The 13,129-nt window shown below is 66.7% G+C and carries 13 protein-coding genes; 5 read left to right on the forward strand and 8 right to left on the reverse strand.

Annotated features, from left to right (window positions below):
- Positions 1–9: 9 nt before the first annotated feature.
- From rlmH to L0977_RS19475, 6 genes are all read right to left on the reverse strand, one after another.
- Complete coding sequence (gene rlmH, locus L0977_RS19450) at positions 10–477, reverse strand: 23S rRNA (pseudouridine(1915)-N(3))-methyltransferase RlmH (RefSeq protein WP_234266519.1); 468 nt, start codon at positions 475–477, stop codon at positions 10–12.
- Positions 474–1,217 carry a ribosome silencing factor gene (gene rsfS / locus L0977_RS19455; RefSeq protein ID WP_234266520.1) on the reverse strand — a complete coding sequence of 248 codons (744 nt, stop codon included), beginning with the start codon at positions 1,215–1,217 and terminating at the stop codon, positions 474–476. Before rsfS ends, rlmH begins: the two co-directional genes overlap by 4 nt.
- A complete protein-coding gene (nadD, locus tag L0977_RS19460; RefSeq protein ID WP_234266521.1) occupies positions 1,214–1,888 on the reverse strand; it encodes a nicotinate (nicotinamide) nucleotide adenylyltransferase in 675 nt (224 codons plus the stop codon). Before nadD ends, rsfS begins: the two co-directional genes overlap by 4 nt.
- Positions 1,888–2,802 carry an oxygen-dependent coproporphyrinogen oxidase gene (gene hemF / locus L0977_RS19465; RefSeq protein ID WP_234266522.1) on the reverse strand — a complete coding sequence of 305 codons (915 nt, stop codon included), beginning with the start codon at positions 2,800–2,802 and terminating at the stop codon, positions 1,888–1,890. The genes nadD and hemF overlap by 1 nt, the downstream gene beginning before the upstream one ends.
- A gap of 16 nt (positions 2,803–2,818) precedes the next feature.
- A complete protein-coding gene (purD, locus tag L0977_RS19470; protein WP_234266523.1) occupies positions 2,819–4,093 on the reverse strand; it encodes a phosphoribosylamine--glycine ligase in 1,275 nt (424 codons plus the stop codon).
- Between the two features lie 133 nt (positions 4,094–4,226).
- Positions 4,227–4,946: a YebC/PmpR family DNA-binding transcriptional regulator gene (locus tag L0977_RS19475; protein ID WP_234266524.1), complete on the reverse strand. Its 720-nt coding sequence runs from the start codon at positions 4,944–4,946 to the stop codon at positions 4,227–4,229.
- 106 nt (positions 4,947–5,052) lie between these two features.
- On the opposite strand from L0977_RS19475, the gene L0977_RS19480 reads away from it, so the two are divergent.
- From L0977_RS19480 to L0977_RS19490, 3 genes are all read left to right on the forward strand, one after another.
- Positions 5,053–6,603, forward strand: a complete 1,551-nt coding sequence (locus L0977_RS19480) for a helicase HerA-like C-terminal domain-containing protein (RefSeq protein ID WP_234266525.1) — start codon at positions 5,053–5,055, stop codon at positions 6,601–6,603.
- 120 nt (positions 6,604–6,723) lie between these two features.
- Positions 6,724–7,287: a C40 family peptidase gene (locus tag L0977_RS19485; RefSeq protein WP_234266526.1), complete on the forward strand. Its 564-nt coding sequence runs from the start codon at positions 6,724–6,726 to the stop codon at positions 7,285–7,287.
- Between the two features lie 412 nt (positions 7,288–7,699).
- The gene (locus L0977_RS19490; RefSeq protein ID WP_234266527.1) at positions 7,700–9,109 is read left to right on the forward strand and encodes a GGDEF domain-containing protein; all 1,410 of its coding nucleotides are present in this window, start codon (positions 7,700–7,702) and stop codon (positions 9,107–9,109) included.
- 15 nt (positions 9,110–9,124) lie between these two features.
- On the opposite strand, the gene L0977_RS19495 is transcribed toward L0977_RS19490, so the two are convergent.
- The gene (locus L0977_RS19495; protein WP_234266528.1) at positions 9,125–10,324 is read right to left on the reverse strand and encodes a glycosyltransferase family 4 protein; all 1,200 of its coding nucleotides are present in this window, start codon (positions 10,322–10,324) and stop codon (positions 9,125–9,127) included.
- A 99-nt stretch (positions 10,325–10,423) separates the two neighbouring features.
- On the reverse strand, positions 10,424–11,527 hold the full coding sequence (locus tag L0977_RS19500) for a LysR family transcriptional regulator (protein ID WP_234266529.1): 1,104 nt from the start codon (positions 11,525–11,527) through the stop codon (positions 10,424–10,426).
- Positions 11,528–11,540: 13 nt separating this feature from the next.
- Here L0977_RS19500 and L0977_RS19505 point away from each other — a divergent pair, with 13 nt between their 5' ends.
- Positions 11,541–12,533 (forward strand): carbon-nitrogen hydrolase family protein, encoded by a 993-nt coding sequence (locus tag L0977_RS19505; protein ID WP_234266530.1) that lies wholly within the window; start codon positions 11,541–11,543, stop codon positions 12,531–12,533.
- Positions 12,530–13,015: an ester cyclase gene (locus tag L0977_RS19510; RefSeq protein ID WP_234266531.1), complete on the forward strand. Its 486-nt coding sequence runs from the start codon at positions 12,530–12,532 to the stop codon at positions 13,013–13,015. The genes L0977_RS19505 and L0977_RS19510 overlap by 4 nt, the downstream gene beginning before the upstream one ends.
- Positions 13,016–13,129 lie beyond the last annotated feature (114 nt).

The raw sequence follows: 13,129 nt of genomic DNA on the forward strand, positions 1-13,129 counted from the left end.
AAGCCGCCCTCATTCGCGGTGATAGGGATGGTTGGCGTTGATCGACCAGCCGCGGTAGAGCTGCTCGATCAGCAGCACGCGCACCATGGCGTGCGGCAGGGTCAGGTCCGACAGACGGATGCGCTGGTGGGCCGCTTCGCGGAAGGCCGGCTCCAGCCCGTCGGGGCCGCCGATCACCAGGGCCACATCGTCGCCGCCCAGTTGCCACTGGCGCAACTGCTGGGCCAGGGCCTTGGTGGTCAGCGCCGTACCGCGCTCGTCCAGCACCACCAGGCGGCACCCCTTGGGCAGCACGGCCTGGATGCGCTCGCGCTCGGCGGCCATGAGCACCTCGACGGACTTGGTGCCACGCGGCTCGGTCTTGACCGTGCGCAGTTCGACCCGCAACTCGGGCGGGAAACGTTTGGCGTAATCGTCGTAGGCGGTCTGGGCCCAGTCGGGCACCCGCTGCCCGACCGCGACGATCACCAGCTTCATGCCTTCTTCTTGGCGGCGGGTTTGGCCGTCGCTTTGGCGGCCGGCTTCGCACTGGCCGACTTGGCCTTGGCAGGCTTGTTGACCACCAGCTTGGGCAATGCCGCAGCGGGCTTGCGCGGCGCTCCAGTCTTCTTGGCCGGTGCCGCAGACTTGGCCGCCGGCTTGCGGGTGGCCGGGGTCTTGGCGGCGGGCTTGGCGGTCGCCGCAGGTTTGGCGGATTTGGCCGCCGGCTTGGCCGCTGTGGACTTGGCGACCGCCCGGGCGGACTTGGGTGCCACCGCCTTGGCCGCCGGCTCCGCAGCTTTACCGGCCTTCTTGGCTGCCGCCTTGAGGGCCGCTGCCTCCACCAGCTTGGCCGGCGTGGGCTTGTCGGTGCCGTGCTTGAGCCGCACCGGCTTGGTCCCCCAGATTTCTTCCAGGCGGTAATACTGGCGGATCACCGGCTGCATCACGTGCGCCACAGCCTGACCGCAGTCGATGATGATCCATTCACCGTTTTCCTCGCCCTCGATGCGCGGCTTGTCGAAACCGGCCTCGCGCACGGCGTCGCGCACGCTGGCGGCCAGCGCCTTGGTCTGGCGGTTGGAGGTGCCGCTGGCAATGATCACGCGCTCGAACAACGGCGACAGCTCGGCTGTGTTGAACACCACGATGTCCTGCCCTTTGACGTCCTCCAGACCATCGACGATGGCGCGCTGGAGCTTCTGGATGTCTTTTTTGGCGGTGGATTCGTTGGTCATGAAGGGTTCTGGTAGAGGTGGTGTTGGGAAATATAGCGGGCGACCGGCTCGGGCACCAGCACTTCAAGCTGGGCCTCGGGCAGGCTGGGGCCGCCGACGCGCGCCCTGACTGCCGAGGCGCTGATGTTTTTCAGTGGCATGGCCAGGCGCCGGAACGGCAGCTCGACGGCCGACAAGTCCATCTCGCGATCCTGTTCGAGCGGCGCGTCGGCACCGATGTTGGTGGCGCGGTTGGCCACCGCCAGCGTGGCGAGATCCTGCACTTCCTGCCAGCGAACCCAGGATTTGAACGCCAGCAGCTGATCGGCGCCCAGCACCAGGAACAGCTCGGCCGCCGGGTATTCGGCGTGCAGTTCACGCAGGGTGTCTGCCGTATAGCTGGGGCCCTCGCGGCGAATTTCACGGGTGTCGATCCGGGTGTTGGGCAAATCGCCGAACGCCAGCAGGCACATGTTGAGGCGGTGCTCGGCTGGGGACAGCACGCGCGCCTTGTGCCAGGCGTGGCCCGTGGGCAGCACATGCAGCACGTCCAGCCCGAGCTGGGTCAGGGCCACTTCGGCCAGAGCGCGGTGGGCCCAGTGCGGCGGATCGAACGCCCCGCCGAACATGCCCACCCGCAACGGGCGCCCCTGCGGTGATGGCACCGGACGCTGAGATTCGGTCGGGCTCATCAGATCCAGTCCTTGCGCACGAGGAATTGCCGGTACAGCGCATCTTCGGGCGAGCCCGGGCGCGTCTGGCGGTGGTAGGACCAGCTCACCAGCGGTGGCATGGACAACAGGATGGATTCGGTGCGGCCGCCCGACTGCAGGCCGAAATGCGTGCCGCGGTCCCACACCAGGTTGAATTCGACGTAGCGGCCGCGGCGGTAGAGCTGGAAGCTGCGCTCGCGCTCGCCGTAGGGCGTGTTCTTGCGGCGATCGACGATGGGCAGGTAGGCGTCGAGGAAGGCGTCGCCTACCGAGGTCATCATGGCGAAGCTGCCCTCGAAGCCCAGTTCCGAAAAATCGTCGAAGAACACCCCGCCGACACCGCGCTGCTCGTCGCGGTGCTTGAGGTAGAAATACTCGTCGCACCAGCGCTTGAAGCGCGGGTACTTGTCGACACCGAACGGATCCAGCGCATGGCGGCAGGTGGTGTGGAAATGCACCACATCCTCTTCGAAGCCGTAATAGGGCGTGAGGTCCATGCCGCCACCGAACCAGCACACCGGCTGTCCGCCGGGAGGCGTCGCCGCGATCATACGGACGTTCATGTGTACGGTGGGCACGTAGGGGTTGCGCGGGTGGAACACCAGCGACACCCCCATGGCCTCGAACGGCGCGCCGGCCAGCTCCGGACGGTGCTGGGTCGCCGATGGCGGCAGTGCAGGGCCGCTGACCTGCGAAAAGCCGCAGCCGGCGCGCTCGAAAACAGCGCCGTCTTCCAGGATCTGCGTGATGCCCTGCCCCTGCAGGCGCTCGCCCGGCGGCTTGCGCCAGGCGTCGGTGATGAAGCTGCCGCCATCGACCAGGCCGATGGTGGAGGTGATGCGGTCCTGCAGCCCGGTCAGGTAGTCGCGGACGCGCTGGGTCGGATGGTTCATCGGCTTGGGCTGGCGCTCACAGCGCCCGGTAGCCGATGTCTCGGCGGAACTGGCAGCCATCGAAGTGGATGCCCTCGATGGCGGCGTAGGCCTTTTCGCGGGCAGCGGCCACGCTGTCGGCCAGGGCCGTCACGCACAGCACGCGGCCACCGTACACCTGCACCGCCCCACCCTCACCCGCCGTGCCGGCGTGGAAGACCATGCAGTCGGCGCTGTCGGCCGGCAGCCCGGTGATGGCATCGCCCTTGCGCGGGCTCATGGGGTAGCCGGCCGCGGCCAGCACCACCCCCAGCGCCACGCGCGGGTCCCAGTCCAGCGTCACCCGGTCCAGTTCGGCCCGGGTGGCCGACAGCAGCACCTGCGCCAGGTTGGAGCGCAGGCGCATCATGATCGGCTGCGTCTCGGGATCGCCCATGCGGCAGTTGAATTCCAGTGTCTTGACGCGCCCGTCGGGCGTGATCATCAGCCCGGCGTAGAGAAAACCGGTGTAGGGAATGCCATCGGCAGCCATGCCGCGCAGCGTGGGCAGGATCACTTCGTCCATGGCGCGCTGGTGAACGGCTGGCGTGACCACCGGTGCGGGCGAATAGGCGCCCATGCCGCCGGTGTTGGGGCCCTGGTCGGCATCGAGCAGGCGCTTGTGGTCCTGGCTGGTGGCCAGCGCGAGCGCGTTGACACCGTCGCACAGCACGATGAAGCTGGCCTCCTCGCCTTCGAGGAATTCCTCGATCACCACGCGCGCGCCGCCTTCGTTGTGCGCCACGCCCAGCGTGTTGTCGAGCAGCATGAAGTCGATCGCTTCGTGGGCCTCGGCCAGGCTCATCGCGACCACCACGCCCTTGCCGGCGGCCAGGCCATCGGCCTTGATCACGATGGGCGCGCCCTTGGCATCCACATAGGCGTGGGCCTGAACCGGGTCGGTGAAGGCCTGGTACTCGGCCGTCGGGATGCCATGGCGCTGCATGAACGCCTTGCTGAAGGCCTTGGAGCTTTCCAACTGGGCGGCCTTCTGCGTCGGGCCGAAGATGGCCATGCCGTGGGCGCGGAACTCGTCCACCACACCCGCCGCCAGCGGAGCCTCGGGGCCGACCACGGTCAGGCCGATGCCGTTGGCCTGGGCCCATTCGCGCAGCGCCACCTTGTCGGTGATCGCCACGTTGGTCAGTTGGGCATCGCGCGCGGTACCGGCATTGCCGGGCGCCACGAACACCTGGCCGACGCCCTCGGACTGCTTGAGCTTCCACGCCAGCGCGTGCTCGCGGCCACCGCCGCCGATCACCAGAACTTTCAAACCATTCTCCAAAAATCAGGCCACGATGCCACGCGGAATGCGGGCCTGCTGTCCAGGCTGCCGCAGAACCGGCTTTGCCGGGCTGCCAGCAGCGCCCCCCTCTGAGGGGCGCGCGCAACGCGGCGGGGGTGGGTCAAATGCTGGCGTTGTGGAAGACCTCTTGCACATCGTCCAGGTCTTCGATCACGTCGAGCAGCTTCTGCATGCGCGCGGCGTCTTCGCCGGTCAGCTCGATGGTGTTTTCGGGCCGCATGGTCACCTCGGCCACTTCCGGCTTGAGGCCGGCGGCTTCCAGCGCGTCCTTCACCGCTTCGAAGTCGGCGCTGGCGGTCAGCACCTCGATGGCACCGTCGTCGTCGGTGATCACGTCTTCGGCTCCGGCTTCCAGCGCCACTTCCATCACCTGCTCTTCGCTCGTGCCCGGCGCGAAGATGATCTGCCCGCAGTGCTTGAACTGGAAGGCCACCGACCCTTCGGTGCCGAGGTTGCCACCGAACTTGCTGAACGCGTGACGCACTTCGGCCACGGTCCGCACCTTGTTGTCGGTCATGGTGTCGACGATGATGGCCGCGCCACCGATGCCGTAGCCTTCGTAGCGGATTTCTTCCAACGCCTGGCCTTCGAGGTTGCCCGAAGCCTTGTCGACGTTGTATTTGATGCGGTCGGCCGGCATGTTGGCCGCCTTGGCCTTGTCGATGGCCAGCCGCAGGCGCGGGTTCATGGCGGGATCGCCGCCGCCACTGCGGGCCGCGACCGTGATCTCACGGATCACGCGCGTCCAGATCTTGCCCCGCTTTTCGTCCTGCCGGCCCTTGCGGTGTTGAATATTGGCCCATTTGCTGTGTCCAGCCATGGTTGCGTCCTTTGGGTACTGCCCGAATTTGGTCTAATAAAAAGCGGATTTTACTTTTCCCCCCCGGGCGCACCGCCGCCCCACCTCCGGACCGAAGGAAAGCGACATGGCCGAACCGCTGCTGATTGCCCAGAATGCCAATGCCCAGTGCCATCTGCTGCCGGGTCTGGCCAACCGCCACGGGCTGATCACCGGGGCCACAGGCACCGGCAAGACGGTGACGCTGCAAAAGCTCGCCGAAGGCTTTTCGCGCATCGGCGTGCCGGTGTTCATGGCCGACGTCAAGGGCGACCTCACGGGCATCAGCCAAAGTGGCAAGCTGCCCGACAAGGTCGCCCGAATCCTGGCCGACCGGGGTCTTCCCGCGCCCGAACCGGTGGCCTGCCCGACCACGCTGTGGGACGTTTACGGCGAACAGGGCCACCCGGTGCGCGCCACCATCTCCGACATGGGGCCGCTGCTGCTGGCGCGCATGCTGAGCCTGAACGATACCCAGACCGGGGTGCTGAACCTGGTGTTCAAGATCGCCGACGACAACGGCCTGCTGCTGCTGGACATGAAAGACCTGCGCGCCATGCTGCAGCACGTGGGTGACAACGCCAAGCAGTTCACCACCGAATACGGCAACATCAGCGCCGCCAGCATCGGCGCGATCCAGCGCGGCCTGCTCCAGATCGAACAGCAGGGGGGCGACAAGTTCTTCGGCGAGCCGATGCTGAACATCAGCGATTTCATGCAGACCGAGCAGGGCCTGGGCGTGATCAATGTGCTGGCCGCCGACAAGCTGCTCAACGCACCGCGCCTGTACGCCACCTTCCTGCTGTGGATGCTCTCGGAGCTGTTCGAAACCCTGCCCGAGATCGGCGACCCCGACAAACCCAAGCTGGTGTTCTTCTTCGACGAAGCGCACCTGCTGTTCAACGACGCGCCCAAGGTGCTGGTCGAGCGCATCGAGCTGGTCGTGCGCCTGGTGCGTTCCAAGGGCGTGGGCGTGTACTTCGTGACCCAGAACCCGCTGGACATCCCCGACAGCGTGCTGGGCCAGCTGGGCAACCGGGTGCAACACGCCCTGCGCGCGTTCACCCCGCGAGACCAGAAGGCGGTGAAGGCCACCGCCGAGACCATGCGCCCCAAGGCCGGACTGGACATCGAAGCCGCCATCACCGAGCTCGCCGTGGGCGAAGCCCTGGTCAGTTTTCTCGATGCCAAGGGCCGCCCGAGCGAGACCGAACGCGTGTTCGTGCTGCCGCCGGGCAGCCAGATCGGCCCGATCACGCCCGAACAGCGCCAGGCGCTGATGCGCAATTCGCTGGTGGCGGGCGTGTACGAGCAGGTGATCGACCGCGAGAGCGCTTACGAAATGTTCCGCCAGCACGCGGGGGCGGCCGAACCGGCGGGCTCCCCCGGCAAGGACGCGTCCACCGAGCCCAAAGCTCCCCGCATTCCGGGCGGCGCCCCCAAGTCCGCCGAGGCCGACAGCGGCGGAATCGGTACCATGATCAACGAAGCACTTTTTGGCCGCACCGGCCCGCGCGGGGGCCAGTACGACGGCCTCGTGCAGACTATGGCCAAGACCGCGGCCCGCACCGTGGCCAGCAACATCGGGCGCCAGCTCGTGCGCGGCGTGCTCGGCGGCCTGCTCGGCGGCAAACGCTGACAGGGGTTCCATGGCGCAGCCGCCCCCCATGCACGCTGTGATCAAACGCAAACAAATCAAAGGGTTGCCTAGCATTTCTCGCTTGACGCATGAGGCCACGGGCCTTACCCTTGCGCCCCAATGAAACGCTGGCCCGCCCTCCTTCTGCTGACCGCCGCCCTCGGTGCGCACGCCGCGCCGCAGGAAGGCGCTTATCAGGACATGGACCAGTTGCTCAGCGACCGCGGCCTGATCACCCGCCTGGGTGACCAGTTCCAGCAGGCGCGCGATGCAATGGGCGAGCGGGCGTCCCGGTTGGTGGTGGACGCCATGGGCTTTCTCGGCGTGCCCTACCGCTACGGTGGCAACACCGCCGAAACCGGGTTTGACTGCAGCGGCTTCGTGCGCGCCGTGTTCGAGCAGTCGGTGGGCAAGGTGCTGCCCCGGCGTGCCGACGAACAGGCTGCCGCCACCGAAGTGATCGACCGCAACGAACTCAAACCCGGCGATCTGGTGTTCTTCAACACCATGCGCCGCGCCTTCAGCCACGTGGGCATTTACGTGGGTGACGGCAAATTCATCCACTCCCCGCGTTCCGGCTCTCATGTGCGGGTGGAAGACATGCGACAAACCTACTGGCAGACCCGCTTCAACGGGGCGCGCCGCGTCCCCATGCCGCCCGAAAACACCTCGGCTTCCCGCTGATCCGCTCCATCGTCAGCCTGCAGGGCCGTTGCAACCCTGCCACAACGTCCACCGTTGGTCATTTCTGCTCAAACAGAAATGATTATCAATTTTCCAGTGTTTGTTTGGCCCTACCGGATGCGACCTGGTCTTGGGCGATGCCCACAGACTGACCAGAAAATCGTTGTCCAACAAATAGTTGACTTCTTCAAGGGTGCGCCCTCTGGAAAACACAACGGCGCTGAAAAGAATCATTCTCAAAACAAAATCTGCACTGCACACCCCAGGCGCCGTGTGCGCCCTCGGGTAGCCGGAAATCGGTCTGGAAAACCGGCGTCATCGACAGCCCCTTGCCAGCCCGCGGCATGGATTTTTGGGCCCACATTCGATAGGCTCCGGGCTTCGTTGGTTGGTTGTGTGAAGCAAAGTGGACATGAAAATCACCCGCATGAGCGGCGTACTGGAAGCCGGTGCCATGGAAGACGAGAGCATCCGGGCCTGGGCCGACCTTTTCAAAGTGACCGCGCTTCCGATCCGGGAAGTGGTCGCCCAGGTGGTGCGCGAAGGCGCCGAAGTGCTCACGGAAGAGTTCTACGAACGCATGATGCAGAACCCGCGCTCGGCGGGATTCCTGGATCAGGAGCGGGTCCAGAAACGCCTGAAAGCGTCTCTTCGCCGCTGGATGACGGAGCTGTTCGCGACCCTGGACGACACCGCCATCGGCGCCGCGATCCAGCGCCAGATCGAGGTCGGCATCGTGCATGCGCGCATCCGCCTGCCCATCGATCTGATCCCGGCCGGCATCCGCGTGCTCAAGCGCGGCATCCGCCGGCGCATCGACTTTGCGCCCCTCAATGGGGACGAACGCCTTGCGGCGATGATCTACGTTTCCGACTTGCTGCACCTGGCTGACGGGCTGATGAACCATGCCTACCTGCAGGATGCGCAGGAAGTCGCTCGCAACGACGAAGCCTTCCGCCAGATCTCGCAAAAGCACAGCTCGTTGGAAGAGCGCTCACGCCAGCGCGCCGCCCTGGCCGAATGGACCGAGACGCTGCTGCTGTCTACCTGGGCCAGCACGGGGACCCCGGCCCTGCCCCGGCTGCGCGATTCGGAGTTCGGTATCTGGGTCCACCACAAAGGCTCCATCATGTTCGAGGGTGCCGACGACCTGCGCGATGTGGTCGACAGCATCGAACGCATGGACGGTGTCTTTCTGCCCCGGCTGCAAGCCGCGCTGGCGCGGCGCGAGCCCGCGGAAGCGGTGGTGGGCACGATCAAGAGCCAGATCGACCTGATCCGCTACAAGCTCAACGACCTGTTCGACCACCATCTCGGGCAGGACGACGGGCTCGATCTGGAAACCCGTCTGCCCGACTGCCGCTACCTGCCGGCCGTGCTGTCGCGCGAAATGCGCACGCACCAGGCCAGCAGCCGCCCGCTCTGCCTGGCGCTGATCGAGGTGGACTTCCCCACGCTGCAGAAAACGGCCATGAGCGGGGCACGCAGCCGCCTGTTGCAGACGGCGGCCACCACGCTGTCGGCGCACATACGGACCATCGACCACCTGTTCCGCTACGACGATCAGCGCTTCCTGCTCATCGCCATCGAATGCCCGCGCAGCAGAACGGCCGAAATGGTGGCCGGTTTGACCGAGAGCCTGCGGCATGCGGTGCACGCGGGCAACGTGCAGGGCAGTTGGACGCCGGTGCCGATGCTGGTCTCGGCCGGGGTGGCCGAGTTCGATCGCCATCCCGATTACCAGTACTTCATCCAGCGGGTCGAAACCGCACTGGCCGAAGCCAGCGGACGCCACCACCGCTCCCGGGTGGCTTTCGCCTGAACCCGCGCCCGGGCCTCAATCCGCCAGGGTCACCGCGTCCGCTGCGTGGTGCTCTCGGAAGAACCGGTAACCGCCTTCGGCCAGCCGCAGCCCCGCTTGCGGTTGGGCCAGCAGGTGCAGGCAGGCCTGGGCAAAAGCGGCGTCCGTATCGGCCAGCAGCCAGTGTTCGCCCGACCGCGCCAGCAGGCCTTCGGCCCCCATCGGGGTGGACACCACCGGTCGCTGGTGGCTGAAGGCTTCCAGAATCTTGATGCGCGTGCCGCCCCCCGCGCGCAGCGGCACCACCACCACGTCGCAGGCCGCGTACAGCGGCGTGAGGTCGTCGACAAAGCCGTGCACGACCACGTCCGGCCCCAGATCGCCGAAGGCCGGCCCCTTGCCAACGACGTGAAACGTCACTGGGCGGGTGGTCGCTGCCCGGATCAGTGGCCAGATGTGCGCGCAAAAATGCTCGACCGCATCGCGGTTGGGCAGATACCCCAGGGTGCCCACAAAGAGCAGTCGGGCATCGGCGGTTGAGGCTCTGGACGCACAGGGTTGGCGCCCCTCCACGGTATTGGGCAGCACGGCCACGGCCGACGCCGGCAGATGCCGGCGCACGTGCGCGGCCTCCAGGGCCGACGATGCCCACACCCGGTCAAACTGGGGCAGGCAGGCAGCCTCCATCGTTGCATAGGCTTGCGCCTCGTCGCGCAACCGCGCCGCTTCGGTGGCCTGCCCCCGCAAGGTGTGCAGATCGGCCAGCCGCCCCAGGGTGGTGGATTCCATTTCGTCCAGATCGAGCCACCGGGTCGCCTGCGGACACACCGGCCACAAAGCCTCCAGATGCGGCCACAGATAAAAACGGAACACAAGAATCAGAGAGGGCGTCAGGGCAGCGCCGGCCGCCGCCACCCGTTGCTGCCAGGCGGGATGGCATGAGCGCCAGCCCTGCGGCCAGGCGGGGCGATCCCCCTCGCTGCGCCACTGCGTCAAGGCATCGGTGTCGGCGGCCGGCCCGGGATCGGGCACCGCCTGCCACGACCGGCACCAGGCAGCCACGGCCGGCTCGGGCGCATCGACGGGTGCCCCGTACATCGGCACCACCAGCAGATGGACCGGCCCCGCCCGCTGGGCGAGCAGACGCAGCGTGGCGGCCGCGCGCATGGCCAGCCCATTGCCGCGCGTGGATGGCCAGACCGGGCTGACGAACAACGGCACGGATGGGGACTTCATGAAGGGCGTGGTCAGCAGATGGGCACAGGACAGATTCTCCGTGACACCCCCGGCACCAGGCCCTCAAGGGGTTTTCGGCCGTGTCTGCGGGCCCCGGTATCAGGCACCGGTCGCCGGAACCGCTGGACCCGCATCGGCCTGCCCGAGCAGCAGCGCCTGGTCGCGGGCCATGATGCCCACGATGAAATCGATGGCAGCACGGATCCTCGGCACATTCTGCAGATCCTGGTGAACAACCAGCCACCAGTCGCGTGTCGGGTTCACCGACTCGGGCATGACCCGCACCAGGTGGCGCTGATGGGTCAGGAAATGCGGCAACATCGCCAGCCCGGCGCCACTTTCCACGGCCGCCAGTTGGGCCATCAGGCTGGTGCTGGTCAACCGGCATTGCCCCGGGGTGACCGTACCCGGCAGCCAGCGCACCGGTGATACGGCCACCAGTTCGTCCACGTAGGTAACGAACCGGTGCCCTGCGAGCGCCGGCACATCCGCAGGAACACCATGGGCATCGAGATAGGCGCCCGCCCCATACAGACCCACGCCGAACTGGGCGAGGCGGCGCACCACCAGGCGGCCCGCGCGAGGACGGACCATGTTGATCGACAGGTCGGCCTCCCGCTCCGCCAGGTTCACTATGTGGGGCGCCGTCACGAGCTGCACGGACAAGCGCGGATGCAGGGACAGAAAGGGTGCCAGGCGCGGCGCCAGGTAGGTGCTGCCAAAACCCTCCATGGTCGAGATCCGGACCACGCCCTCAAGCTCCCGCGCCCCATCGGTCGCGCTGCGGCTCAGCTCGCTCCCCAGAACCGCCATGCGCGCAGCGACCGCGCGCACCCGTTCACCCTCAGCGGTCAGACGAAAAGTCCGACCACTGCGCACCAGCAACGCGCTGCCCAGGTTTTTTTCCAGCGCGGCCACACGCCGGCGCACGGTGGTGACGTCCATGTCGAGCTGCGCGGCGGCCTTCGCACTGCCCTGCTCGGCCACCAGCAGGAAGACCCGGAGATCGCTCCAGTCCGGTGACAGCGACGCCGAAGTGGGAACCTGGGGGGATTTCATTCGCGCAAATTTGCCCGCTTCGAATGCATTGATGCGTATTGTGATGCAACACCGCCCCTGAATACACTGCCTTCGTCGACCCGGACCGCGACCGCCGCAGCCGGCAGCGGTGCCGGCAAACCCCTCTTCCGCTGCCTCACTCACACAGGTTCCTGCCATGCCCCAGACCCTTCGCGCCGCTGTCGTACAGGCCGGCTCCCTCATGTTCGACACGCCCGGCACGCTGCGCAAGGCCGTCGCGCTGGCCGAAGACGCCGCCGCGCGGCAAGCCCGGCTGATCGTGTTTCCCGAAGCCTTCATTGGCGGCTATCCCAAAGGCCTGGATTTCGGCTCCGTCATCGGCGGCCGCACCCCAGCGGGCCGCGAAGACTACCGGCGGTATGCCGACAGCGCGATCGCGGTGCCGGGCCCGGAAACCGAGGTGCTGGCCGCCACGGCCCAGCGCCTGGGCGTGCACATCGTGATCGGCGTGATCGAAAAAGACGGCGCCACCCTGTATTGCACCGCCCTCTTTTTCGACCCCACCGGCCACCTGCTCGGCAAGCACCGCAAGCTCATGCCGACCGCGGGCGAGCGCCTGATCTGGGGGTATGGCGATGGTTCGACCCTGCCGGTGTTCGATACCGACATCGGCCGGCTGGGTGCCGTCATCTGCTGGGAAAACTACATGCCGGCAATGCGCATGGCGATGTACGCCAAGGGCATCCAGCTGTACTGCGCACCGACCGCCGACAACCGCCCCTCCTGGGCGCCTTCGATGCAGCACATCGCGGTCGAAGGCCGCTGCTTCGTGCTGTCGGCCTGTCAGTACCTGGTTCGCGCCGATTGTCCGGCAGACTATGCGGCCGTCCAGGGCAACGACCCGGCGACCGTGCTGATGACCGGCGGCAGCTGCATCGTCAACCCGTTCGGCGAATTCCTGGCGGGTCCGGTGTTTGACCGCAACGACATCCTGATCGCCGATATCGATCTGGCCGAGATCACCCGCGGCAAGTACGACTTCGATGCCACCGGCCACTACGCCCGGCCAGACATCTTCAGGCTCACCGTGAACGAAAGCCACACGCCGGCGGTCGAGTTCCGCCCCCACGATGTGACGCCACCCACGCCCTCTCTGGCCACCAGCACTCTGACACCGGACACGCCATGACCCGCCTCGAAGACGCCACCGAACCCGAAATGGACCTGACGCCCAGCGCGCTGAGCCCGCGCAAAAACGTGGTGCGCCGCTTCTACAAAGACCTGTGGGACCGGGCCGACATCCGCCTGATTCCCGAACTCTTCCACGAGGGCTTCACCTTTCGCGGCTCGCTCGGCCCGGTGCTGCGCGGTGGCGTGGAGTTCGGTGACTACGTGCTGTGGCTGAACGACACCCTGGCGGACTACACCTCCGACATCCTGGAACTGGTCGAAGAAGGCGATCGGGTGAGCGGCAAACTGCGTTTCCACGGCCGGCACCGCAAGACCTTCTTCGGTTGCGAGCCGTCCGGGGAAAGGGTGTGGTGGTACGGTGCCCCCATCTTCCGCTTTGAAGGCGACAAGATCCGCGACCTGTGGGTGCTGGGTGATGTCTACGGACTGGTGCGCCGCATGGAAAACACCCAGACCGGGATCGAGTTCCGCGTCGACTGAGTAACCGTCTTGGAAGTCAAGCGCTGTGAAGCGATTTGTCCCAAGGTTTGCCAGTTCGGACCATGGCATTGAGCGTGGTCAGCAGCTTGCGCATGCAAGCGACCAAGGCGACCT

This window comes from Hydrogenophaga sp. NFH-34, from assembly GCF_021401345.1.
GTDB lineage: Bacteria > Pseudomonadota > Gammaproteobacteria > Burkholderiales > Burkholderiaceae_C > Hydrogenophaga > Hydrogenophaga electricum.

Excerpts from the sequence above, each read along its gene's own strand:
- rlmH (WP_234266519.1), bottom strand. The coding sequence starts at position 477 with ATGAAGCTGGTGATCGTCGCGGTCGGGCAGCGGGTGCCCGACTGGGCC.
- rsfS (WP_234266520.1), bottom strand. The coding sequence starts at position 1,217 with ATGACCAACGAATCCACCGCCAAAAAAGACATCCAGAAGCTCCAGCGC.
- nadD (WP_234266521.1), bottom strand. The coding sequence starts at position 1,888 with ATGAGCCCGACCGAATCTCAGCGTCCGGTGCCATCACCGCAGGGGCGC.
- hemF (WP_234266522.1), bottom strand. The coding sequence starts at position 2,802 with ATGAACCATCCGACCCAGCGCGTCCGCGACTACCTGACCGGGCTGCAG.
- L0977_RS19475 (WP_234266524.1), bottom strand. The coding sequence starts at position 4,946 with ATGGCTGGACACAGCAAATGGGCCAATATTCAACACCGCAAGGGCCGG.
- L0977_RS19480 (WP_234266525.1), top strand. The coding sequence starts at position 5,053 with ATGGCCGAACCGCTGCTGATTGCCCAGAATGCCAATGCCCAGTGCCAT.
- L0977_RS19485 (WP_234266526.1), top strand. The coding sequence starts at position 6,724 with ATGAAACGCTGGCCCGCCCTCCTTCTGCTGACCGCCGCCCTCGGTGCG.
- L0977_RS19490 (WP_234266527.1), top strand. The coding sequence starts at position 7,700 with ATGAAAATCACCCGCATGAGCGGCGTACTGGAAGCCGGTGCCATGGAA.
- L0977_RS19495 (WP_234266528.1), bottom strand. The coding sequence starts at position 10,324 with ATGAAGTCCCCATCCGTGCCGTTGTTCGTCAGCCCGGTCTGGCCATCC.
- L0977_RS19505 (WP_234266530.1), top strand. The coding sequence starts at position 11,541 with ATGCCCCAGACCCTTCGCGCCGCTGTCGTACAGGCCGGCTCCCTCATG.
- L0977_RS19510 (WP_234266531.1), top strand. The coding sequence starts at position 12,530 with ATGACCCGCCTCGAAGACGCCACCGAACCCGAAATGGACCTGACGCCC.